This window comes from Roseomonas indoligenes, assembly GCF_017813365.1.
Lineage (GTDB): Bacteria > Pseudomonadota > Alphaproteobacteria > Acetobacterales > Acetobacteraceae > Roseomonas > Roseomonas indoligenes.
The window spans coordinates 20,221-43,921 of the sequence record NZ_JAGIZA010000020.1 but is presented as its reverse complement, the minus strand read 5'-3'; the positions used below and the strand labels follow the sequence as shown (position 1 = coordinate 43,921).

Below are 23,701 nucleotides of genomic sequence, written 5' to 3'. Positions count from 1 at the left end.
GACCGGCCGCATGGCCGGCCGGGGCCGCGCCTGTGGAGCCCCTTCCCATGCCAACCCCCGCGCGCCTCCCGCGCCTGTCGCGCCGGGGCCTCGGCCTCGCGGCCCTATCGGCGCCCCGCCCGGGCCGTGCTGCCGCCTGGCCCGACCGGCCGCTGACGCTTGTGGTCCCCTTCGGCGCGGGGGCCGGGAACGACATCACCTCACGCACCCTCGCCGGCTTCCTCGAGCGAGAACTGGGTCAACCGGTGGCGGTGGTGAACCGCCCGGGCGCTGGCGGCGAGATTGGCCTCAACGCCGTCGCCGACGCGAGGGCGGACGGCTACACGCTCGGCAACCTCTCCACCCCGGGCGTCGTGACCATCCCGATCGAGCGCCGCCCACGCTGGACGCTGGACAGCTTCGAGCCGATCGCCGGCATCGTGAACGACCCCGCGGTGATCGCCGTACGCCCGGACAGCTCTATCGCCAGCATCGCCGACCTAGTCGAAGCCGCACGGCGCCAGCCGGGGGCAGTGACAGTCGCCACGCAGGGCCTCGGCTCGGCCAGCCACTTCAGCGTCCGGCTGCTGGAAATGGCGGCGGGCGTGCGGTTCGAGCCGGTTACCTATCTGGCCGGACCACAATCCATACTCGCGCTGGCGCAGCGCGACGTCGTCGCATCCACCGCCAATCTCGGCGAGAGCATGATAATGACGGCCGGCCAGCCCTGGCGTCCGCTCGGCGTCATGGCGCCGGAGCGCCTCTCCTTGGCGCCCGACCTGCCGACCTTCCGAGAGGCCGCCTACGACATCGAAATGGGCAGCCTGCGCGGCATCGGCGCACCGAAGGGCGTGCCGGAGCCGGTGCTGGAAGTCCTCTCGGCCGCGATCGGGCGCGTGGTGGCGGATCCGGAGTACCGGGCCGCGTGCGCGCGGACGATGCAGCCCATCTCCTACCTGCCCCGCGCTGAATACTCCGCCACCCTGCGGCGCATGGACGAGGCCTACCGCCGCATGTGGCAGGCCGCGCCATGGACGCGCTGACCCGCCCCTACGAGACGCCGCCCCACACAGAAGAGGCCCCGATGACCCGCACGCCCCGCCGCGCTGCGCTGAAGACGCTCGCCCTCGTCGCCACCGGCTTGGCCATGCCACGCCTCGCCCGCGCCGCCTGGCCGGACCATCCCGTGACGCTGGTGGTGCCCTTCGCCGCGGGCGGCGGGAACGACGTGACGGCTCGCACCCTCGGCCAGTTCCTGGAACGGGAGCTGGGCCAGCCCTTCGTCATCCAGAACCGACCGGGCGCCGGGGGCGAGGTGGGGATCAACGCCGTCGCCGATGCGAGGCCGGGCGGCTACACCTACGGCATCCTCAACACCCCCGGCCTCGTCACCATCCCGATCGAGCGCAACCCGCGCTGGTCGCTGGACAGCTTCACCTTCGTCGCCAGCCTCGTGGAGGACCCGGCCGTGATCGCCGTGCACCCGGAGAGCGGGATCCGGGATGTGGCCGGACTGCTGGCGGCGGCTCGGAAGGACCCGGATGGCGTCACCATCGCCGCCCAGGGGCGCGGATCGACGAGCTTTCTCAGCGTGCGGATGCTGGAGATGGCGGCGGAGGTCTCCTTCTCCACCGTGATCTACAACGCCCTGCCGCAGGGCGTAGTGGCGCTCGCCCAGCGCCAGGTGGTGGGGACCGCCGCCAATCTCGGTGAGGCGCTGGTCATGTCCGCCGGCCAGCCCTGGCGGATGCTGGGCGTGATGGCCGAGGAGCGTTCCGCCATGGCCCCGGACCTGCCGACCTTCCGGGAGCAGGGCCTGGACATCAGCATCGGCAGCCTGCGCGGCTTCGTCGGCCCGCGCGGCATCCCGCCGGAGGTCACGGCTCGGATCTCGGCCGCTATCGACAAGGTCTCGCGCGATCCCGAGTACATTGCCCTCTGTGCCCGTACCCAACAGCCGCTGAAAGTTGTGGTGGGAGAGCCCTACGCGGCCTCCCTGCGGGCGCAGGATATGCGTTTCCGCGCCATGTGGGCCCGCAAGCCCTGGATGTGAGGGAGTCTGAGGTAGTGCCCAGCGTCCGTTGCTGAAGCCGGCGCTGGGGTCATGCCGAGCGAGGCCAGAGCGGAACAACCACGGTCCGGGAGACCGACCCGCATTCTCGGCCGAGACCGAGGGATCACGGGGCAGCACCTTCGCTCCCTCAATCCCAGAGAAAGTTTGCGCCCAGCTCCTACCGCCGCAGCACTGCGCGTCACTTCGTAACGAATCGGCTGAGGCGTATTTCCAATGTCGGCGTCATCGCCAGTGTCGCGTCGCATCGTTGATCCGCGAGACACGCCGAACACGTCGCTGCCGCGCAAACAAAGGAACCGCCGCGAAAGCCTGTCGTATCGCATATGCATAGGTCCGTTTGGTATCCTGCAGCGTGCTCCCAAGGAGGCGCGCCATGCCCGCGACGACCAGCGCCGTGCTCCCGCCCTACAAGGGGCAGCCCTGATGGCAATGCCGCGCTACACGCCAACCGAGGAGCAGCGCCGGGTGGTCAAGACCATGGCCGCCTACGGCATCCCGCAGGACGCCATCGCCAAGGTCGTCCACTGCTCCGAGCCCACGCTGCGTCGGGCCTACCGCCACGAGCTCGACACCGCCGTGCACGAGGCGAACGCTCGCGTGGCGCAGTGCCTCTACCAGCAGGCCACCACGCCGGGAAACGTTGCCGCCTCGATCTTCTGGCTCAAGGCCCGCGCCGGCTGGCGCGAGAAACAGGTACACGAGGTGAGCGGGCCGAACGGTGCGCCTCTGCCATCGCCCAATCTCGTGGTCAGCTTCGTCCAGCCTGACCAGCGGGACAGATTGCCGAATGTCATAGAGGGAGACCGTGGATGACCGCGACACCCGCTCCGATCTTTCCCCCCTACAAGCCCCTCCCCGTCGCCGAGCTGATCCCCTACGCCCGGAATGCCCGGACCCACTCACCCGCACAGGTGGCCCAGATCGCCGCCAGCATTCGCGAGTTCGGCTGGACCAACCCTGTCCTCGTCGATGGTGAGCGGGGCGTCATTGCGGGGCACGGCCGGCTCCTTGCCGCGCGGCAGCTGGGGATGACGGAGGTGCCGACGCTGGAGCTGTCCCACCTGACACCAGCGCAGCGCCGCGCCTACGTCCTCGCCGACAACCGCCTGGCGCTGTCGGCCGGGTGGGACGAGGATCTGCTACGGGTGGAGCTGGCCGAGTTGGGGGCGGACGGCTTCGACTTGGAGCTGACGGGGTTCGACTCCGACGAGATCGCGGGGTTCCTGGCCGAGCCGATCTCAGGGCTGACCGACCCCGATGAAGTCCCCTCCCCGCCCGAGGTGCCCGTCTCGGCCCTCGGTGATATCTGGCTGCTCGGCCGCCACCGCTTGGTCTGCGGGGACTGTACCGACCCTGTGGCGGTCGAGGCAGCCCTGGGTGGCGTCCGGCCGCACCTGATGGTCACGGACCCGCCCTACGGGGTCGAGTACGATCCCGCCTGGCGCAACGAGGCCTTGGAGGGCAGCAAGACCCAACGCACGGGCAAGGTCTTGAACGACCACCGGGCCGACTGGCGCGAGGCCTGGGCGCTGTTCCCCGGGGATGTGGCCTATGTCTGGCATGGGGCACTGCACGCCGGGACGGTGGCCGAGAGCCTTACCGCGTGCGGGTTCGAGATCCGCGCTCAGATCATCTGGGCCAAGGAGCGGCTGGTGCTCGGCCGGGGTCACTACCACTGGCAGCACGAGCCCTGCTGGTACGGCGTGCGGGCCAGCACCAAGGGCCACTGGTCCGGCGACCGCAAGCAGACCACCCTCTGGTCCATCCCCTCCCGCGACCAGGACACCGACACCGTCCACGGCACCCAAAAGCCGGTCGAGTCCATGCGCCGGCCGATCGAGAACAATTCCTCCCCGGGGCAGGCCGTCTACGAGCCCTTCTCCGGGTCGGGCACCACGCTGATCGCCGCGGAGATGGCGGGCCGTGCCTGCCACGCCGTCGAGCTGTCGCCGGCCTACGTCGACGTCGCCGTGCTCCGCTGGCAGGCCTTCACGGGCCAGGAAGCGCGGCTAGAGGGCGACGGGGCAACCTTTGCCCAGGTCCGGGCCGAGCGGGCCACCCTGGTGCCTAAGGGCGCCTGAGGTGCCCCAGGGCCACGCCTTTGAGGCCACCGACGACCAGCGCCGGACGGTGCGGGCCATGTCCGGGTTTGGGGTGCCGCACGATGACATTGCTACCCTGCTGCGGATCGACCCCAAGACGCTCCGCAAGCACTTTCGCTGGGAGCTCGACAGCGGCTCCATCGAGGCTACCGCCAAGGTAGGCCAGAGCCTCTACCGCATGGCCACCGAGGGCGGGTCGGTCGCGGCCGCGATCTTCTGGATGAAGGCGAGAGCCGGATGGCGGGAGAAGCACGAGGTGACCGTCCAGGCCGAGATGGCCGACTCGGATGGGGCGCGGCAGCGCGTTGCCCGCCGGATCGAGGCCCTGGTGTCCCGGCTGCCCGACGACCCGGTCGAGGCCTCGCGTGTGTACCAGCACCTCATCCAGGGGAGGGCTGAATGAGCCAGGGCTATGCCTTCCAGCCCACGGATGAGCAGCGCAAGACCGTGCGGGTCATGGCCGACTTCGGGATCGCTCAGGCCGACATCGCCCTCCTGCTCGACACCGAACCCAAGACTTTGCGCCTGCACTTCCGGCGCGAGTTGGACCGGGGCTCGGTGGAGGCAACGGCCAAGGTGGCCCAGACCTTGTTCCAAATGGCGACCTCCGGCCACAACACAGCTGCCAGCATTTTCTGGATGAAGACGCGCGGGCTGGCGGGAGAAGCACGAAGTGCAGGTCGCCGCCGCGCGGCCGCAGGTCGAGATGACGGATGCCGAGCTGGTCCGCATCATCCAGGAGGCCGGGGGAGATCCGGACGAGGTGGCGGGCGGGCGGCAGAGATAGCCCGCCAGTCAGCAGCTGAGCTAATCGGCCTTGATATTTGCTACTTGGATGACGTGGCTCCAGCGTGCGCGCTCGCTATGCAGAAGGGCAGCAAAGTCGTCGCTGGAGCTCGCGGTCACCTCCGTTCCAATCCGTGCCAGCTTCTCTCGCACATCGTCGGCGTTAAGGGCGGCGAAAAGTGCGTCGTGCAACTTCACAACAATGGCGGCTGGCGTCCCGCTGGGCACGACGATTCCATGCCACTGAGAACCGGACAGGTAGGCCTTACCCAGCTCAGCGCTGCACGGCACTAAAGGAAGAAGCGCATGCCGCGTGGTACCCACCACCATAAGCGTGCGCAGCTTACCATCCTTCTCTAGTGGCTCGACCGTCGAGACACCGTTGAACATGAGGTCGACATGGCCGCCTACCAGGTCGTTCATGGCCGCCGCGCCGCCCCGATAAGGTATCAATTCGAACTGCAGATGCTCTTCCAGTTTGAAGGTCTCGGCGAGAAGGTGGTGGACTGATCCCGTGGTCGGATTTGCTGCGTTAAACTTGCCAGGGTTGCGGCGGATAAGCTCAATCAGCTCGGCTACGCTTCGTGCCTCCATATGATTCGCGACTGCGAGCGCCAGACGGCCCTCATTGACGCCGATCACCGGCACGAAATCCCTCTCGGGATCGTACGGCATATCGGGGAACATAAACTGGGCGATCGCCATGGGACCGGGCGCGGCGATGCCTATTGTGTAACCGTCGGGCGCCGCGGTTGCCATCGCCTTCGTGCCCAGCAGCCCGTTAGCACCGTTTATGTTCTCTACCACCACCGGCTGATGCAGCTCTTCGGACAACTTCTGTGCGACGATGCGCGCTGTGGCATCCGTACCGGCGCCCGGCGGGAAGGGCACGATTAGCTTAAGGGCGCGGCTGGGGAAAGTTTGCGCGTAAGTGGGGCTCATACTGGAGCCGACCAGCCCTGCCGTAGCTGCGAAAGCGACCGTCCTGCGACCCACCATCGATGCACTACTCCCAAAACAAAGCCACAAGTGTGAGTGTAGCGAGCTCGCCGGTCCTTTTGGAATGGTTCCCAAGCGACAGGTAAGGCGCTGCGTGTCAGCATAGGCAAAGATTGTGCAACTTAAGGATTATCATGGCGGAACTGGTTTCAGCGGTGCCGGCGGAGATCCTGGCAGCACGGCAGGCCTCTCTTCAAGAGTGGATGGCCGCGGAGGGTCTGGGTGCCATGGTTGTCTTTGGCCAGGGTAGTTCGGCTGGCACAGCCACACGCAGCCACGGCAACCTGCGCTATCTCGCCGACTGGGACAGCGAACCCGCACCTTCAGCCCTCGTGCTGCCCCGCACGGGGCCACCGCACCTCATCACTGCAAGCGTATTTGCCCGGCTAATGGCGGAGGACACGCGGCGTTTTGCAACAGCCGTACTCGGCAAGGGCGCAGCCTTCGCCCGCGCAATCCTGCATGCGCTTGGACACGCGGAGCGTGTGTGTATTACGGGGCGTGACGAGATCCCGCTTGGCATCTGGGAGACCCTCGCCGCTGCTGGCGCTCGTGATTGGCTGGACTGCACTGCGGAATTTGCCAAGCGCCGCATGGTCAAGGACGCCGTACAGATCAGCTTCCACCGGCGGGCCGCCGCCATCTGCGATTCCATGTTCGAGGCGCTTGGTCCACTGGCTTACAGTGGTCGCAGCGCTTGGCAGATGCAGGTTGCACTCGAAGCCTTGGCAAAGGACCGAGGCGCTGAATACTGCAAGACCTGGTTGACGGTGGCACCCGCTGCCGGCCGGTGTCATTTCTGGCGTGACGAAAACGCACGCATTCCGCAGCTGGGCGACCAGGTGCTACTCGGTATCATGGTCCTGCTGAATGGCCATTGGGGACATGCTTTGCGTACCGCCCATATGGGCCAGCCCGGCGAGGCCGCCCGCGCCATGTTCGCGACGGTAGAGCGCATGTACGATGGCATGTTCGCCCTGATGCGGCCTGGCGCGCCGCTTCGGGACGTCAACACGCCATTCGATACGGAATTCCGTGCGTGCATGGAGCGCCTTGGTGACCCGGAAGAGTTCCGCTTTCGCTCCGGCCATGCGCTTGGGCACAGCTACGAGGACCCTATCGGCACCGCGGAGTTCCCCCAGCCTTATGACGCTGCCCCTGCTCTGCCCGGCCCGCCTCTCTTGCTGCAGCCCGGCATGCTGTTCGAACTACACCCAAATCTCTTCGTGCCCGGGATCGCTGGTGCATCGATTGGCGATATGGTGCTGATAAGGGAGGATGGGCCGGAGGTGCTGACCCGCTTTCCGCGTCGGCTGGCCGTCCTCACGCCGCAATGACAGGACCCCGTACTGAGTCGTCCCGGCTATCCTGCCCACTCGCCTGGAAAGACAGTCCAGGGCCTTCAGCGTTTGCGCTGACGGGCCGGATGGCCTGGAGTTCGCAGAGCTTGACCCAGCGCCTCGCCTAACTCAACGGCGAGTGCTCCTGCCCAGCGCGCGCCTAACTTTCATCGTCCTCATGTTCACCACCCACCAACGACCGTTGATGGGTGGTGAACAGGGGACGGCACGGCTTCGGGGCGGCCTTGCCTCCTCACCATCAGCCTGCCTTCAGCCTCGCCATCTCAATCCGGGGGGACGCGGCCTCGACGGTGAGCCGCCAGTGATCGGTCTGCGTGACCTGGAGGATGTTCCGCGGCCGGTGGGACACGATGTTGACGCCGCCGATGTGCCGCACGCTGTCGTAGATGATGCCCCCTCCCCCCGAGGCGCGGATGCCTTCCCCCAGGGCCTGAGAGGCAGCGTAGCTGCCCGGATCGTAGACGCCGGCCCGCGGTGCCTGTTGACCACGGATGTCGAGATAGGAGCCTGCCAGCTCGGCCGTGTAGGTGCGGAAGTCACGGTGCAAGATGGCCGCGCCGGTCGCCACCGCTTCGCGTCGAAGGTGGTGGGCGACCTCGAAGGCCGCCGTGCGCAACGCCGCTGCGGCATACCAGGCTCCAAGGTCCGGTCCATTGAAGCGTGATCCGCCAGGCGGGACGTGCAGGAAGGTCGCCATGACGATGCTGGAGTTTGGCTGTCCGTAGACCCACTCGTCCTCGGGAAGCCGACGCAGGCGCTCCTCAACCAGGCGATCGTTGGTCCACCCCGCCAGATCCATGACGGCGCCGGCGTCAGCCGTTGTTGTCACCGTGTCGAACAGGCCAATTGGTGGGAACCTGGATGGGATCAGCCGGTACGAAGGAGATGGCGCTGGTGCAAAGACATCGCTCAAGAGAGGACAAGGTCCTCGTCCCGGTACGGCTGGAAGTGTCGGTCCAGGGCGTCGACCGGCTCCATGTAGAGGCCCCCCCGAGCAGCATCGAGGAAGCGCCGGACCGTCATGAGCCCGTCCTGGGTACCGCTTGTGATCAGGTCGAGCGGGGGCCTGCCCCCGAAGACGGTCGCTTGGTGGGGATTCTGGAGCCAAGTGACCCCCTCCCGCTCATTGCCGTGCAGAATGCCAAGCGCCTGGTGAATGCCAAGCACCGCCGAGATGCGCGTCAGGGTGTCGACGTCCAGGGTGAAGTCGCCATGCTCGCGAGCGGTCTTGGCCCACTTGTGGAAGGTCGAGCGGGCAGGAGATCCCAGGACAAGAAGCCGCTGGCCCTCATCAAGCCGCCAGAGGTCTGCAATGGCAAGGAAGGTCCGCATCCCGGGCGCACTCAGGCGCTTACGGTTCTCGGGCAGGAAGCGGCTCCGGTCCAGGTGAGCAAGACCCTGGGTAACCGATTGCCGCGCCACCCCTACAGCCTTCTGCATTGTAGCCTCCAAGTCCGAATCTGGACTATATCCAGATTTAGACTCTGTCAACGGAAGTTAAAGGGTGTCGGTTGCAAGCTGGCTAACCGATCGAAACAGAACGGGCTCCTTACAAAGACGCCCTACTACCCTCGCCACGGTTGTGTGGGTCCACACAGCCCCGCCCCGCGGTGTTGGCACTCCCCGCTCCATCAGCGCCCGCGCCTTCCCGGCGTGGGTCGTGACGCCATCTTTCCGTAGCGCCTCCAATTCCAGGGTGAGCCGATGCGCCGTCCGGGTCACCTTCTCCTGGCGTACTCGGGCGGCAGCAGCCGCACAGGGTGGCGCTCCGGGCTGCCACCCCCTGTCCCCACCCAGCACCGCCCTACGCGCTCGTGCCACCGCCAGCGCCACCCGGGTCCGCCCCGAAATCAGCTCCCGCTCTTTTTCAACCAGAACCTCGCATTCTGGCACTCTTGTCCCACTCTGAGCGGCACCAACCGACGTTCCCGTTCGGTATGCCGAGGGCGCCCACCCCGGCCTCCCCATGCAATACTGCCCTGAGCCACCCATATACCTTCTTCGGGTTAGCCTCACCTGGCTGGGTCGACGCCACCAAGGGGTGAGTTTCCAATGATTTCCTATACCGTCCAGCCACGCGGCGACCGCTGGGACATCGCCCAAGGCACGCTGATCTATCCTGGGTACCGTTCTGAGGCTTCGGCAACCAAGGCCGCGATCGCTGTCGCGTCGAAGTTGGGGCTGAGTGGCGAGGAAACGTTCGTCTGGCTGCAAGCTGCCGATGGCAGCTCCAAGCGCGTCTTCGCTTCAGACCCCGAGCCGCCAACGCTCGACAGCATGATGCAGAGCGAGACTATTCGGCCAGCGTAGAACTACGCAGCGCGGCTTCGCTTTAAGGAACCTTCGCTCCGTGCCACACCGGGGCCAGTTCCACAGCCTGCCAACGGTGAGGTGTGGCCAAGCTGCCCTGCTACCCTTCCGAATGGCAGCTGCGCACGAAGCCGCTCCACCACACGCGCCACCGTCGTGTGAGTCCACACGGCGCCACCCCGCGGTGTCGGCACGCCACGCTCCGTCAGTGCCCGCGCCATCGCCGCTTTGGCCGTGATGCCCTCTCGACGGAGCGCTTCCACTTCCAGCAGCAGCCGGTGTGCCGATCGGGTCGCCTTCTCTTGGCGCGCTTGGGTCGCAGCGGCTGCACAGGGCGGCAACGGCGGCCTCCAGCCCCTGTCGCCGCCCAGCACCGCCCCACGTGCCCGTGCCGCCGCCAGCGCCGCCCGGGTCCGCTCCGAGATGAGCTCTCGCTCCTTCTGCGCCATGGCTGCGTAGACCCGCATCATCAGGTCATCTGCCCCGGGCATGTCAGCCGCGCGGATAGAAATCCCCTCCTCCAGCAGCTGCGAAAGCGTGTGGGCGCGCCGGGTGATCCGATCGAGGCGTGCCGCGACCAGCACTGCCCCGAGTTGGCGGCATCGGGTTAGAGCAGCCTGGAACCCCGGCCGGCGGTCGTCCTTGCCCGAGGCGATGTCCTGGTTCTCGGCGACCAACGTCCAGCCCTCGCGATCGACGAAGGCCCGGACGCTGGCCTGTTGTGCCTCAAGCCCCAGGCCAGAGTGCCCCTGCTCGGCGGTCGAGACCCGGTACAGCGCGACGGCGTAGCGGGACTGGGTGGAGGCCCGTGAAAGGCGAGAGCCGGCCATCAGCCCTGCTCCCCGCTGATCCGGTACACGCTATAGCTGCCCTTCGCCCCCTGCGATCCCGGCCCGACCTGGCGCACGCGCTCCAGCACCTCGACGGTGTGGCCCTTCTTCTTGAGCCCGGCCAGGAAGCCCCGGACCGTGTGCTGGGCCCAACCGGTGGCGTCCATGATCCCGGCGATGGTGGCGCCCTCGGACCGGCGTAGGAGGGTGAGGACGGCCTGCTGCTTGGTGCCCTCGCGCGGACGACGCTGGGCAGAGGGGTCGCGAGGTGGACGGGTCGCGCCAGCGCGGGTCAAAGCGGCCCTGAGCGCCTCGACGGAGCCTGCCAGGGCTGACCGCTCCAGGCCCGCGTCCCAGGCCACCAGAAGGGCGGTTGCGGCAGCCCGGAGCGAGGTACGAGGCTGTGGCGGGGCAGCCGGCGCAGACTTCGTGGCCGGATGCTCTCCCCCGCCTTCGTCCGCCTCCATGACGGCCAGCTCCGTCGTGGTCGGCCCGTCTATCGCCTCCAGCCCGGCCGCGGTGATCCGCAACACCGTCGTGGCGCGGTCGTCTGGGTCGGCCACCCCCTCCAGCAGGCCGGTCCTTAGCATGCTTTGAAGCACCGAGTTCCGGGCAGCAGCGGGCAGGTGCGGAGGCGCCTCGGCCAGCCGTGCCGGGTGTTGGGCAGCGGCCACGAGGACCTGCGCCTGTGTGGTCGACAGGGTTCTGCTCTGGGTCATGGTCAGGGTCCCTAGATCGGACCCGACTAGCCGGGTCCTACGACCCAGAGCCCTGACGAGAGAGGGTCAGGGTACCGGCGGAGGATGTTGGCACCCCTTGCGCCACTAACCCTTCGCTCTGTTCGGGCAGGAAGCCAAGCACCAAGAGGCAGACTAAGCTCCCGGCACTCGCCCCTTCTCAGGCCACGAAGAGGAAGTCGCTCGCGCTCAGCGGGGCGGCCTTGGACAGGCGGGCGATCTGGGCCGGCTCGGCCCCTCCCGCGCCGTCCGCATCTCAATAGAGCCCGCCCGCACCGCCGACCGCATTGTCGTGGAGCAGCACGCCCCCCCCCGGCCCGCTCGCGGCCGGCGCGGCGTTGGCTACCAGCCCCGACGTGACCCCGGCCGCGATCCCGAAGGCCGCGCGGGAGATCATGACCTTGTCCACCCCGGCCTCGAGGTCGATCAGCCGGTCCGAAGCCGCAGCGCTCGGGGCCACGTCGAAGAGGAACCAGTCCGCCCCGTGCCGCCGATCAGCTCGTCGGCGCCGGCCCCGCTTGAGAGGGTGTCGGCCCCGTCGCCGCCCTACAGCCGATCATGGCAGCCGTTTGCAGGAAGTCGGTCGGGACTGAGGCGCTCCAGCTGGTAGATCCAGGCTCCCTCGGGATAGTGGCCCGTCACGTCGGTCGGATGGCCGGATGGCCGGATGGCCGGATGGCCGGATGGCCGGATGGCCGGATGGCCGGATCTGGCATCCGGCCCTGGAAGCTGGCAAGTCAGCAACCGGCCGGACCACGACGGACGATAATGCTCTCTCAGATTGTCGTTCCGACGATAGAGCTTTGACTCCGATTAGCGGATACGAAGGGGCGCCTTTGGACGGGGGCGGGGATTGGATGGCGACTGACGGATGGTCCGCCGGGACCAAGCAGAAGGGGCTGACCTACGCCGAGCTTCTTTCGATGGCCTCCTCCGCCCTAAAAGGGGGTGACCCAGTAGGCTGCTTAGAGGCCCTGGATCTGGCCACGGCGCACCGGCCTGATCCGGACATCAAGCGCCTTCGACTGGAGGCTAGAGCGGCCCAGAAAGCCAAGCAGCCGGCGCGGGCGCTAACGGCTTGGAAGCGCCGCGCCGAAAAGTTCGATATTCCCTTGCGAGAGAAGGTCCAGTACGCGCGCGCCCTCGTCGACGCCGGTGCCTTTGCTGAGGGGCTCGATCTCCTGTTTTCATTGCTTCAAGTGCCAGAGACAGCCTTTTCAACGGCGTCCTACCTGGCTGTGATTCACAGTAGGCTCGGCCATTTCGCGGCCGCTCAAGAGGCACGCCAGATCGCCTTTGAAACGGCGCCAGAGAGCCACAAGCTCCAGGCGCGGATTGAACGCGCTCAGGCCTGGCACAAGGCCGGGAATTCCACTCCCGCCATTGCAGAGTTTTCGGCCTTGATGGCGACACATCCAGATTCAATTCATGTGGCGTGTGACGCGATACAAATCTTCCTCGATATAAGGCAGTTCGCCGCAACCGAGGCGCTCCTCGCCAAATATCTCAAAGATCACCCCAACTCGGGCGCGTTATTGCGCATCAAGGCCAAGCTTCTAAATCTTACCGGCGACGAACGGCATCTCGTCGCCTTCTGCGAAACAATGGTCAAGGACAGCGCTCAGGCCGAAGAAGTCCCGCAAATTATTTCGGCACTCTTCGCGAAGCGGGGCATGTTTCTCCTTGCGGAGTCAAAAGAAGCCATTCGGCGCTGCTGCAAGGGCATACTTTCGACAAAGACGGTGGAAGCGATCCTGGAAAGACCGGATCTGCAGATACAGCTTCAGGGTGCGGAGCTCCGCCTTACGGAGAGTATCACTGGCACCATTCCTTGGCTGCAGGCCAGCGCCGACCGGACGGTCACTCTTATCTCTCTTGGCCGCCTAGTTGAGGCCGAAGAGCAGGTGGATCGGATTAAGGAGGTCGTCGCCAATTGGCCCTACTTCCCTCCGCGGCACGCAAGCCTTCGCGAGTGGCTCGACGTACGGCGTGGGGCGGTGCAAGCTGCCCAGCGCTCTTGGCGCAGTCGGCGCATGCACGGGAAGGTCACTGATCGTAGTTCAGAGCTGGTGTCCACACGGGATTGGTCAGGCAGACGGCCAGATGTAGCAGTATTCTGCCAGTTACGGAACGAGCGACCGATCGTAGAGAGCTTCCTGGCCCATTACCGACGGGGCGGCATTGAGGCATTCTCCATCGTTGATAACGGTTCTGACGACGGAACTTTCGAGTTCCTTCAAGCTCAGCCCGATGTCGAACTCTTCTCGACACGCGAAGACTTCCGACGCGCCAGGGCAGGAAATGATTGGATCAATCCGTTGATTGGTCGAAGCGAATTCGCGGAGACGCTCTGCCTCCGGGTAGATGCGGACGAACACCTCGTCTTCCCGTTCTACGAGGAAAGGTCGTTCGGTGCCCTTTGGACATTCATGAAGCAGGAAGGAGCAGAGGCAATCTCCGGCCGGATGCTGGACATGTTTCCGGAGACGCTGCGAATGCTGGACGACCCAGAGGGCGGAATGGCTAGTTGTCGCTACTTCGACCCCTTCTGCATCCCCGTTCCAATTGTCGATTGTCCCTACGTGAGATACACGGGCGGCACCAGAACGCGGCTCCTCGATGGCAAATTTCAATCGATCGGAAAAGTTTCGGGAATTCGCGGCGGGGGAAGCATCGACTACATCTCAGCTTCTCACAGCTGTTCTCCTGCCAAGGTTTCTACGCTGGACATTGCGCTTCTGCACTACAAATTCTATCCGGGCTTCCTGCAGAAGATCGAACGAGTTCTTCAGGAAAAGCAACATGCCACGGCTTCCCAGGAGTATGCTCACTACAATACCTTGGCAGAGCGCGTGGATGAGTATTTACCCGGACCCGGAAGTATGATTTTTGAGGGTACTCCAACGCTTATGTCGCCGGGCATTTGCCGGTGCCCTCCAGGATGGCAGAACTAATGCACCACCCCAGCCAAATAGCAATCTTCTTACACAACGGACACACGTCAGGGACCTTGCGTGCATGAATAGCCATAACAGGCCGATTTGGCTACATTGGGCTAAGAGCAAGGTTGTCGACGCTAATTGGGGCGACGCACTCAACCCGGTGCTCGTTTCGTATCTGGCACAGCGACCTGTTCTCCATGCCAAGGAACTGCCTAGCGGCACGGAGGAGAGTATCTACTCGGCAATCGGGAGCCACCTCTCAAAGAGCAATGCGAACTGGACCGTTTGGGGAACAGGCTTCATTGACAGCGCCGACACAATTAAAGCTGCTCCACGAGAGATCGCCGCAGTCCGCGGACCTTTGAGTCGACGCAAGCTCCAGGAACTGGACGTCGACTGCCCAGAGATTTTTGGGGATGCTGCCATCTTCTTCCCCTGCATGCACCAGCCGCCGCGCGAGGTCCGGTGGGAGTTGGGCGTCATCCAGCACGTTCGAGAGGCTGGTGTCGTGCCGCTGCCCGCTCAGGACGAATTCCTAAGCGTGAAGGTGATCGACATCACCGGCGAACTCACCGCTGTCATCGACGAGATTACAAGCTGCCGCCGCATTGTCTCTAGCTCGCTTCACGGCATTATCGCCTCGCACTCATTCGGGGTACCGGCGACCTGGGTCAAATTCTCGGACAAGCCGGTCGGTGACGGCTTCAAGTTCAAGGACTACTGGGCGTCCGTTGGTCGCTTCGACATCGAGCCGTTTATTCCGACCGCAGAAACGACGATGAAGGATCTAGCGGCATTGCGATCGCCAATCGCCAATGCAATTGATACGGACAAGCTCATCGCTGCATGTCCATTCATCGACGACGACCGCCGCGCGGAGATCAGCTCACAGATGCGCGGCCAATACCGCATGCATGAGATCGTCGGCCAATGATACCTCTCGATCGCCGAACGCTCCATTCGCGCCAGAGACTCCGACCGTGAAGGTCTTCATGTGTCCGGTGTCACAGAAAAGCCTGTATGTAAAGCTTCTGCTCCATAAGCTCGGCGAGCGATATACGCCCGTGTTCCGCGAACAGGCTGGGCTTCCGGAAGCTGTCGGATGTCTCAACGCTGGTGAGACCGTCCTTCTCCACGTTCAGTGGGAAGAATTCTTCTTCGATAAGATTACAACGCCGGAGTTGGCCGACGAGCGGTTGAAGCAAGTCACATCCCTGCTCCGTCAGTTCCACGCCCTAGGTGGCTCAATCATTCTTACCATTCATAACGAGCTGCCACACGTTCCGCGCTATGTAGATCACTTCATTGCCGTACGCCGGCTCGTCACAGAGCTTGCCTCTAAGATTCTTATACACAATAGAGCCGCCGCGAAGCTTCTACAAACGCAGACCGGCGTGGCGGTCGATGACCCTCGGATGACGTACCTTAGCCACCCGTCCTACGCCGGGATGTACGAGGCGGAATCAGAGACGGCGACTGCCTTGCAAGAACCGTACAAGCTCCCTGCGGAGCGCTTCGTGCTTGGTTTCGGAACAATGCGTGCTCAGAAGGGCTTCGATTTCATGCTGGATGCGCTCGGAAGAGATTTTACCCGGGCACATGAGTGCACGATAAGGATTGCAGGCCAGGGTGCTGCTGGCGCGACTTGGAAGCGTCAGTTCGCCAGTCGTGAGGACGTCAGCTGGGATCTTTGTTATGTCGCACGGGACGATGTGCCTACCCTCTTCAGATCCGCATCCTGCCTTATGCTGCCTTACACGCGGGTGCTTACCTCGGGCGTTGCTATGCTGGCATTGACAGTCGGTGGCATCATCGTAGCCCCCGCCGTTCCTACCTTTGTCGAGCTCTTGCCCGAATCTTTGCAACGTTATCTGTACAGTCCCGACGAACCATCAGACGCCCAGCGAGCCGTATCGGAAGTTCTTAAGCTCACTCCGGAGGGAAGCCTTCAGCGACGTCTCCAAGGCATTGCTCATGCTGCCAAGTTCCATCCAGCCGTCATCAGCGAGCAGCTCGGCAATATCTATGATGATCTTCGCAAGAAAGGTGAGCGGTCGCTCAATGCAGACGAACCGTCAAACGACGGGCGGAACCGCGATGACCACTAACCGCGTCTTTTTCTGGCTGCAGAAACAGCCGGTAGGGAACTTCGGGGACGCGCTCACCCTTGTTTACCTCAATCGTCTATTTGAAGGTGAATGCCGCTACCCGGCGCACTCCATACACCTCGTGGGCAGTGTCATCACCGAGGCTCGGCTTGAATCCGTCCAGAAGACAGCACTCGCTGCAGGCGACGGTAACGGGTTGGCGCTGTATTGGCAGTGCGGCAAGAAGGACGGGGAGCCGCTTCCCGAAGAGATGCTTCGACGGTGCCGCTTTCTCGGAGTGAGGGGCACGCTGTCTCGCGACGCTTTGGGACTGCCTCGCTCCACGCCGTTGGGTGACTCTGCGTTCCTTCTCCCACGCATGTACCAGCCCAAGAATGATCCTGCAGTGGCCGGCAAAGTTCTCTGGGTTCCCCACTTTCACCATCAAGATCCAAGTGGGCAGGATTTGGACAAGTGCCCAGACTATGTGGTGAAGCGCCCTGCTATACCGAACGACGCGGCATCCTGCGAAGCCTTCATCGACGCGATCGTCTCCGCTCGCTTCGTCATGGCAAATGCCATGCACGCCGCGGTGACTGCCCTCGCCTATGGGATACCTTTCGCTTTTTGGTCGGGTAGCGGAATAAATGTGCCATTCAAATGGCGAGACCTCACGAGTGCGTTCGGAATAGAGCTAGCATTTCACCAAAGCTTCCTGGCAGCGTCGGAAGCATACGATCGCAGCAGGCCCGATAAAGCCTTTGCCGAGATGGACCTCGACCCGCTCCTGCGTGTGGCGCCGTATGCGCTACGCAGTGGTCATTCGGTAGCATAAATCGGTTTGCTAGATGGCGAGTCATCGGGCCAGAGGACTGTGCAAGCACACCATTGATTAAGCGCCTTCAACTTGTTGCTGCAGGCAGCCCGAATTCCTTCCTGATTCGAGCGGTGATGAGGCGCAGCTTCGCAGCGTTTCGTAGCAGCGTGAGTGGCTGCTTGAGTCCTTTTCTGTTCAAGGAGTACTTGGTCCAAATGCTTGGGGTACGGCTGTGTGAAGTAGGACTAGCAACGCGGTAAACCGCACCACGGAACGGCAGCTTTGCGAGCGGCGTTCCACGCTCTGCCAGGATACCCTCGATTCGACGGTGGCTACCAACCATGTCTGTGATGAAGTCAGGTCTGACCTCATCCACTTTGGCGGGCAAGTCGTATAGTGTTGACCGTACGATCAGAGAGGTTCCGCATAGGCGGCCAAATTCCTCAGTGGCCATAAGAAGCCGCCCACCGGAATTCCAAACATATCCGCGGTCGATCTTCCATCCGTTGGACGCGCGATGCGCAGCAACATAGTTGACAATCTGCGAACTGACGAAGTCATCGTCGTCCACAATCATGAAGAACGCGCTATCCCTCGCTGTTAACATACCGGCAGTAACTCGCCGCCCCTTATCGACCCGGAATGCGTCCCAGAACGCTTCTCGCGACTTCGCCTTCCCCCTCTCATGCTGCTTATTTGGTGGAAATCTAACGTAACAAACGCTGAACTTTTCGGGCAGGTCTGGCAGGTCGGACCCTTTATTGGCGATGATCACGGCATGCCAATCGGGGTGTGTCTGGTTGGCAATCGATCCGACGGTCTGAGCAAGATTAGCCTTCACTATAGTCCAGTCACGAGCATTTGCAGGATGACGGACCGGGATAATGAAGGTCAGTAGAGGTCCTCCGGACGGCTCATTTGCCGAACCGAGCGACGCGATGTCGCTGAAAGCTGAACAGTTTGAAGAAGAGAAAGAACGCCCCTCAGGCTTGGCCATCCCCGCTTTGAAGCGGGCCCAATCAATTGCATCTTGGATCGAATTCGTTTGATGACTGAGGTCCGTGCCACCCGAAAATGTTTCCATAAATGCCCTTACCTTACCATAACTGTTGTCGAGAACTGCGTGAGGCTGCCCCAAAAGGAGGCAGAAGATATGTACGTGCAGCCGATCAGTAACGATTGCGCGCGCCCTAGACAGATGTACAAACCCGCGGCTAACGCGCGCGTGGGCGGCTGAGTCAAGAGCACGGAATTGAGCCTCTCCGAAAGGAGGCACCAAGGCAGCGGAGGCATAGCCTATGGCTTTTGCTGCTTTGATCTTCCAGGCTGCCTCATTAATCCAGTCCTCGGCAGGCATGTCGGGCGCCAACGTGTGATCTGGGCGTGCCCGTTCCTTATCCTCGCGCAGCACACAAAGGACTGGTACACCCACCTCGCCGAGCGGCTTGACGGGCCCCATCCAGAAAGCCATGTCCGGGCACAGTCGGATGTCGCAATTGAAATGGCGGCGCGCGATCCATTCGGATTGCGAGTCTCTGACCAGTAGAACAAAGTTACCGTGCCGCTCAATCGCGCGCTTCGCCTGCTCCAAGCGCTTCGCCGATTTGAAATGAATAGATTGAGGGAATTGGATGATCCGGCGGTCCGGGAAGCGCTCCATCAAATATTCACGGAAATTTTGATGCCCAACCCAGATGTCGCCGAATGTACCACCACCCTGTATGAAGATAGGTCCTGATGGGACAGCTTTGATTAAGTCATCTGCTGAAAAGTCGCGCATCTTCGAGAGAAAAGCTGGACGCCTTCGATGCATCGCTGCGAGATATCGAATCTGCCCCATCCAGATTGCAGAATCGCCCGGATTTCGAATGTCTGGAAAGTCCACGATAGCGAACGGGTCTTCAGAAATCTCATTCCGGATGCACTCGTAAATGTCTCTCTGAAGCCGCGCTATCAGGCGAAGACGCGCACCAGATCCATTGTGCCAGTCGGAAAGGGGCATTCCGGTCAACATGCACCTTGCACTACCACGGATCCGTACAGAGGCTAACTGACTATTTGAAATCGGTAGGGAGGCTAGGAAGCTGGATCGCTTCAGCGTGCATGCCAGGCTTTCTCACATCTGCCTCGCCAGATCACACGCCACAAGGGCTTGGCCAGGTACTCGCCCCAGAGACTTGCCACTGACCTAAGAACAAATGCGGCTTCTGCTGGCTCTGCTTTACACATCGGGCTGAGTGCGTGAGCTTACCTTGCCTGCTTCAATGGGGTGCACGCGACGGTGTCGGAAATGGTCCAGGGTGTTGAAGGTGTTGAGGATTGCGCCAGCCGAACCGAGTTTCGGCGGTCTTCTGGGACCGTGGGCGAGAGGCACTGGTCCAGGTGCCCGAGATGCGACATGGCTGTCTTGGCGAGGCTGCGGCGGTGGTACCCACTCTACTTCTTCCAGGGCGCGGCCCGAGCTGCCTGATGGCGCGCAAGGTCTTGCTGAGCTCGGTCGCTCCGATGGTTGCCTGTCTCCAGGGTCTATCGTTCGATCAACGAGACACGGCGAGGGCTGCGCCCCGCGAGGTATAAGCCTCGTAGACGCTCCGGGTGTCGTAGCCGCGTTCGCCGCTGATTACTCCGATCCACTCCCCTTGTGGCACCTGGGCAAGTGGGCCCGGCACAATCTCACGGTCGCCGTGCTCGTAGTCCGTCATCTCGACCGCCCTGACCTCGTGGGTTGTCCGCGCCAATCACGAGCCGGACCTTGCGACAGGCCCGCTGCTTGTCGGGCCCGTGTTTCCTGACCTTTCACTCGCCCTCGCCGAGCACCTTCAGCGTCAGCGTCAGTGTCAGTGTCAGTGTCAGTGTCAGTGTCAGTGTCAGTGTCAGTGTCAGTGTCAGTGTCACCTGGATCACTGCATCCGCGAAGACCCGAGATCAACCACGCCGGCCCGTGCCCTCCGCTTCGTGGCAGGCCAAATCGGGCGAGATCCAGACCGTCAGATTACTGCGCGCTACCAGAGCCCGCTCGTACTCACGCCAGTTCCGGGTCGAGTAGCGCGTCTTTGGGTGTCCGCCCCCGGTCAGTGCCTTGCTTATGCAATGCTGCCGGCGTGCTTTGTACACTAACGCCCATATCCTGGTCCAAATAGCCCATCAGCGGCCAAAAGTGCAGATCAGCCAAATAAACCAGTAAAAAGTTCAGCCTCTCTTTCCCAGTTGTGCGTTGATCTCGCAAGTCCCTTGCCGGTGTAGTGTGTGGTCCCTGGATCAACCTGACCAACGAAGCTAAATCCAAAGAAATTCTTCCGTTCGAGAGTGCCACGAAGCGTTTTCAGCAGGTAACAGATTGCTATCCCGCTACTTGGTGGGCTACCGAGTAAACCTGCCAACTCATAAAAAGGCTGCAGTGGCTGAGAGGTAATCACGATACCAGCACGAGACATTTCTAGGGCTCGACTCCAATCTGCCGGCTGATGCAAGAAGTGGGGCCGTTTAAGAAGTATGGTCATACCGGGGCTTAGAACGCTAAAGTTCGCGTCATTCAAACGGAGTCGGGACACGATGGTCGTTTTCGATCCGTAGTCAGCTTGATACTTCTCAGCAATACTGTATTGGTTAAAGCGAAATACCTCATCATGTTCATCGATCGCCTGGCCTTTGGACAAGCCTCTTTCGCAAGGCGAGTTCCCAACCACGGCAATTCGCAATGCTGGATTCGCCAAACGTCGCGCTAGATTACAGGTATTTGAACGAATCGTGTCATACAAGCCGGCATGCGCCTGGATCGCAGAATCGTCGCTTTCGCTCGCGACAAGCTTTGAAACTGGCAACCACTTTCGCCAATGCTCCCGAATCGCATGATCTTGACGATAAATCTCTAGTGCGCGTTTCCAGTCGCCGAGTTCGGCACTCATTGAGAGCGCGTGAAGCCGTATCGTAGTCGTCGGGGTAAGACCCAGGAGCACTTCCACGAGATCACTCGACACCCCCCTCTTTTCCCACGAGTACATGGCGGCCATATAATCTGCTTTCTCAAGATGCCGCGGGTGCCTGCGAAGCCAAAACAAAAGACGGCTTGTTTCGTCGTCCAAAATCTCCATCTTTAATCTTACTGTAATACGATCGACTATGATGTCCGGATGCGTTTCTTCACTGGTTCGGGCCATTCCAGCCAGTCGATCAGCCCAGCTCACGAACCCTCCTTCGATCGCTGCCGACATTAGGATCGAGCGAAGCAAAGGCGCCGCTGTTGGATGCACAAATTTGAGTGCCGTCTTTGAATACCTCTTCAGGTCACTCTCCCGTCCCTCCCAAGCAGCTGCAATCGCGGCTCTCGCATTCAGGCCAGGATGGCTGAATGAGCTCTGCAACTTCGCCCGAACCCGGTCTGGCACACCCTTGAAACCGCCAGTTTGCTCGTCCAGACGCAAATAGAGACCTAGCAACCGGGTGCGGTCAGGCCAAAGAACAAGTGCGTCCTCTAGCAAGCTCTCTACTCTGGTCACCCGACCCATGGCTAAATCTGTTTTCGCTAGGTTTTCTGCCGCGAGGGGCCCTGGCCGGCTTCTATAGATCATTTCAAAAAGGCTTGCAGCCCGCTCCGTTTCGCCAGCCTCTAGTGCAGCTTCAGCCTCCTGACGTGCCGAACGCAATTGTTTGCCTTCCTAATGATCTGATGACGCTCCGTGCGTCGCACTTCTATGGCGTACGTGCGACTGGGCCAATGGCCGCTTTCTGAAATGTCCTTGAACACCGGTACCGCAGCCGGAGGTGCCAGATTGCGGACGTGGACGGAGTGCTCGGCCGCCCAATGGCAGATCGTCACGGCAGCCAGGATCAGGGTGCTGATGAAGACCTGGGAACGGGGGAGATGGCGCCGAAGCCTGCGGTTCTGCTCCTCCTCGTCCTCTCGGCTGATGGCATGCCTCTGAGAAGGAATTGCGCCGTAGGCGGTGAGCAGGCCTGCCAAGCTGGAGAAGATCATGGAGCCGATGGCAATGACGCCCCGCTCCTCAGAACCTTTGACCGGTGCCTAGCTCCAGAGAATGTTTTTGCCCAGCACCTACCGCTGCGGGCGAAGGGATTCGAACCTTTTGGCCCGAGCCATCATGCCGAGGCTGTTCGTTCCACCGCCGCTGCTGCCGACGCGAGCGTAACTGGCCCGAACGGCTTGTCCTGCTCCAACGTCACGGCTCCGTCCCGTGCCATCTCGAGCCCCGCGACGAAGGTACTGGCCAGCGCTGCCCGAAGGCGAATGGGGCGATCGGGCGCGTGGTGTGGGATCACAGGGAGACAGCGCTCGAGCGCCAAATTGTCCGAGCGGCGTCCGAGAAGCTCGGCGATGCGCCGGACCGCGTCTGGGACGCGCCAGAGATCGGGTGGGCTGGGCCGGTAGGCGGGAATGGGAGCGGAGGTCCGCCCTTCCTTGCCCTCCAGCACTGTCAGGGTCGCCTCCAGGAAGGCGACGAGGAGTTCCGCCTGGGGTTTTGCGGGGGGCGGCGTGGCCTGTCCTCGGCCGAACACCTGCCGCCCAAGCTGCGGGCGCGCGGAGAGCCAGTCGGCGCCGGCCCGCATGCGGGCGAGCTCATCCAGCAGCTCCAGGCGCCGCACCGCGGCCGCCTTGGCGTCCTCGGCCTCCTCGGGGCTGGCAGGCGCCAGCAGTTGCGCCTTGAGCAGCAACAGCTGGCTGGCCATGACCAGCCAGTCCGCCCGGCGCTCGAGCGGGATGCGCCCCTCGGTGGCTTCGATGGCGGCCACGAGCTGATCGGTCAGGGTCAGGATCGAGAGCTGGCCGAGGTCGACCCGCTGACGCCGGACCATCCCCAGAAGGAAGTCGAGCGGTCCCTCGAAGCCCTCGACGCTGAGCTGGGGCGCCGCGCGGCTGGAGGAGGATGCCGGCGAGAAGCTCCTTCCTTCCTCGTTCCATGTGTCGGGCTCGGCCGCAACCACCCGCTCAGCCATCCCGGCGTATTCCGGCCCTTGCCCTGGCCTTCCGACCCGTCCCTTCCCGAACGGGGGTGATGTGTCCGCCGTCTCCCGCTGGCTCTGCAGTTCCCTTCCCTGCCCCGCCCGGATAGTGCGGCTGCAGCTCGAAGGAGAGCCCGGGCCAGGCGCGCCGCAGCCGGGCGACCGCGGCCCAGGGTGACCAGTCGGCCGACCAGAACCCCACCCGCAACTGGCCCATCCGCTTCCTACGCCCATCGAGGGTGGAGGGCAGGACCTGCCCGTGACGGAGCGGCCGGGCGACGCCCCAGTGGGCCCGGAGCCAGCCCCGACTCTCGCCCTCCTCCGGCCCGAGTGCCAGGATGGCGGGCGGGACCGGCAGAAGTCGGTGCAGGTCAAAGGGGCAGGTGCGATCTGTCGCCATCCGGGCAAGGGCCGCCTGGTGATTGGCGGCCGCGGCGTCGCGCAGGCGCCGGGCCAGGATCTTGGCGCCGGCGAGGCTGATCGCCCGCACCCCGTCCGGAGGTGCGGCCATCGGCAGGAGGAACTCCTCCTCCATCGCGGCGAGGTCCAGCGTCCAGGGCACCACGCCCGGGCCGGCCGCGGCCGCCCGGAACGCCTCGACCCGCTCAGCGGGCCCGCCGACGGTGAGCACGTTCCACAGCCAGTCCACCGGCACCGGCCGAGGGGACCAGGAGGGATCGCGTGAGTCGCCCTCCTCTACCGCCGGTGGCAACGAGCTT

21 protein-coding genes are annotated in these 23,701 nt (G+C 63.3%); 11 read left to right on the top strand and 10 right to left on the bottom strand.

The window, feature by feature from the left end; all coding sequences use genetic code 11:
- The first annotated feature begins 47 nt into the window (after positions 1-47).
- The 5 genes from J5Y10_RS23215 to J5Y10_RS23195 all read left to right on the top strand — a co-directional run bounded on the left by J5Y10_RS23215 (position 48) and on the right by J5Y10_RS23195 (position 4,558).
- On the top strand, positions 48-1,022 hold the full coding sequence (locus J5Y10_RS23215; protein WP_209376508.1) for a tripartite tricarboxylate transporter substrate binding protein: 975 nt from the start codon (positions 48-50) through the stop codon (positions 1,020-1,022).
- Between the two features lie 41 nt (positions 1,023-1,063).
- Positions 1,064-2,032, top strand: coding sequence for a Bug family tripartite tricarboxylate transporter substrate binding protein (locus J5Y10_RS23210; protein ID WP_209376507.1), 969 nt, complete (start codon positions 1,064-1,066; stop codon positions 2,030-2,032).
- Between the two features lie 252 nt (positions 2,033-2,284).
- The gene (locus J5Y10_RS23205; RefSeq protein WP_209376506.1) at positions 2,285-2,866 is read left to right on the top strand and encodes a hypothetical protein; all 582 of its coding nucleotides are present in this window, start codon (positions 2,285-2,287) and stop codon (positions 2,864-2,866) included.
- A complete protein-coding gene (locus J5Y10_RS23200) occupies positions 2,863-4,134 on the top strand; it encodes a site-specific DNA-methyltransferase (protein ID WP_209376505.1) in 1,272 nt (423 codons plus the stop codon). The genes J5Y10_RS23205 and J5Y10_RS23200 overlap by 4 nt, the downstream gene beginning before the upstream one ends.
- Position 4,135: 1 nt before the next feature.
- Positions 4,136-4,558, top strand: a complete 423-nt coding sequence (locus J5Y10_RS23195) for a hypothetical protein (RefSeq protein WP_209376504.1) — start codon at positions 4,136-4,138, stop codon at positions 4,556-4,558.
- Positions 4,559-4,962: 404 nt separating this feature from the next.
- On the opposite strand, the gene J5Y10_RS23190 is transcribed toward J5Y10_RS23195, so the two are convergent.
- Positions 4,963-5,883, bottom strand: coding sequence for a Bug family tripartite tricarboxylate transporter substrate binding protein (locus J5Y10_RS23190; RefSeq protein WP_209376503.1), 921 nt, complete (start codon positions 5,881-5,883; stop codon positions 4,963-4,965).
- Positions 5,884-6,074: 191 nt separating this feature from the next.
- On the opposite strand from J5Y10_RS23190, the gene J5Y10_RS23185 reads away from it, so the two are divergent.
- Complete coding sequence (locus tag J5Y10_RS23185) at positions 6,075-7,277, top strand: M24 family metallopeptidase (protein WP_209376502.1); 1,203 nt, start codon at positions 6,075-6,077, stop codon at positions 7,275-7,277.
- Positions 7,278-7,539: 262 nt separating this feature from the next.
- On the opposite strand, the gene J5Y10_RS23180 is transcribed toward J5Y10_RS23185, so the two are convergent.
- Positions 7,540-8,214, bottom strand: coding sequence for an RES family NAD+ phosphorylase (locus J5Y10_RS23180; protein ID WP_209376501.1), 675 nt, complete (start codon positions 8,212-8,214; stop codon positions 7,540-7,542).
- A complete protein-coding gene (locus J5Y10_RS23175) occupies positions 8,211-8,741 on the bottom strand; it encodes an antitoxin Xre/MbcA/ParS toxin-binding domain-containing protein (RefSeq protein ID WP_209376500.1) in 531 nt (176 codons plus the stop codon). The genes J5Y10_RS23180 and J5Y10_RS23175 overlap by 4 nt, the downstream gene beginning before the upstream one ends.
- A 612-nt stretch (positions 8,742-9,353) precedes the next feature.
- On the opposite strand from J5Y10_RS23175, the gene J5Y10_RS23170 reads away from it, so the two are divergent.
- Positions 9,354-9,611: a hypothetical protein gene (locus tag J5Y10_RS23170; RefSeq protein ID WP_209376499.1), complete on the top strand. Its 258-nt coding sequence runs from the start codon at positions 9,354-9,356 to the stop codon at positions 9,609-9,611.
- 2 nt (positions 9,612-9,613) lie between these two features.
- Here J5Y10_RS23170 and J5Y10_RS23165 read toward each other — a convergent pair whose 3' ends face one another.
- From J5Y10_RS23165 to J5Y10_RS23155, 3 genes are all read right to left on the bottom strand, one after another.
- Positions 9,614-10,441, bottom strand: coding sequence for a recombinase family protein (locus J5Y10_RS23165; RefSeq protein ID WP_209376498.1), 828 nt, complete (start codon positions 10,439-10,441; stop codon positions 9,614-9,616).
- Positions 10,441-11,160, bottom strand: a complete 720-nt coding sequence (locus J5Y10_RS23160; protein ID WP_245215003.1) for a DUF3489 domain-containing protein — start codon at positions 11,158-11,160, stop codon at positions 10,441-10,443. The genes J5Y10_RS23165 and J5Y10_RS23160 overlap by 1 nt, the downstream gene beginning before the upstream one ends.
- 274 nt (positions 11,161-11,434) lie before the next feature.
- Positions 11,435-11,638, bottom strand: a complete 204-nt coding sequence (locus J5Y10_RS23155; protein ID WP_209376497.1) for a hypothetical protein — start codon at positions 11,636-11,638, stop codon at positions 11,435-11,437.
- A gap of 199 nt (positions 11,639-11,837) precedes the next feature.
- Here J5Y10_RS23155 and J5Y10_RS23150 point away from each other — a divergent pair, with 199 nt between their 5' ends.
- The 4 genes from J5Y10_RS23150 to J5Y10_RS23135 all read left to right on the top strand — a co-directional run bounded on the left by J5Y10_RS23150 (position 11,838) and on the right by J5Y10_RS23135 (position 17,042).
- A complete protein-coding gene (locus J5Y10_RS23150; RefSeq protein ID WP_209376496.1) occupies positions 11,838-14,132 on the top strand; it encodes a glycosyltransferase family 2 protein in 2,295 nt (764 codons plus the stop codon).
- A gap of 64 nt (positions 14,133-14,196) precedes the next feature.
- Positions 14,197-15,054, top strand: coding sequence for a polysaccharide pyruvyl transferase family protein (locus J5Y10_RS23145; protein WP_209376495.1), 858 nt, complete (start codon positions 14,197-14,199; stop codon positions 15,052-15,054).
- Between the two features lie 46 nt (positions 15,055-15,100).
- Entirely contained in the window at positions 15,101-16,228 is a 1,128-nt protein-coding gene (locus J5Y10_RS23140; RefSeq protein ID WP_209376494.1) for a glycosyltransferase, read from the top strand.
- Positions 16,218-17,042, top strand: coding sequence for a polysaccharide pyruvyl transferase family protein (locus J5Y10_RS23135; protein ID WP_209376493.1), 825 nt, complete (start codon positions 16,218-16,220; stop codon positions 17,040-17,042). Before J5Y10_RS23140 ends, J5Y10_RS23135 begins: the two co-directional genes overlap by 11 nt.
- 67 nt (positions 17,043-17,109) lie before the next feature.
- Here J5Y10_RS23135 and J5Y10_RS23130 read toward each other — a convergent pair whose 3' ends face one another.
- The 4 genes from J5Y10_RS23130 to J5Y10_RS23115 form a co-directional block, all read right to left on the bottom strand.
- Positions 17,110-19,026 (bottom strand): polysaccharide pyruvyl transferase family protein, encoded by a 1,917-nt coding sequence (locus J5Y10_RS23130; protein WP_209376492.1) that lies wholly within the window; start codon positions 19,024-19,026, stop codon positions 17,110-17,112.
- A gap of 1,162 nt (positions 19,027-20,188) precedes the next feature.
- Positions 20,189-21,667, bottom strand: a complete 1,479-nt coding sequence (locus tag J5Y10_RS23125) for a glycosyltransferase family 29 protein (RefSeq protein WP_209376491.1) — start codon at positions 21,665-21,667, stop codon at positions 20,189-20,191.
- 454 nt (positions 21,668-22,121) lie between these two features.
- Positions 22,122-22,976 carry a segregation and condensation protein A gene (locus tag J5Y10_RS23120; RefSeq protein WP_209376490.1) on the bottom strand — a complete coding sequence of 285 codons (855 nt, stop codon included), beginning with the start codon at positions 22,974-22,976 and terminating at the stop codon, positions 22,122-22,124.
- Positions 22,969-23,694 carry a hypothetical protein gene (locus J5Y10_RS23115; protein ID WP_209376489.1) on the bottom strand — a complete coding sequence of 242 codons (726 nt, stop codon included), beginning with the start codon at positions 23,692-23,694 and terminating at the stop codon, positions 22,969-22,971. The genes J5Y10_RS23120 and J5Y10_RS23115 overlap by 8 nt, the downstream gene beginning before the upstream one ends.
- Positions 23,695-23,701 lie beyond the last annotated feature (7 nt).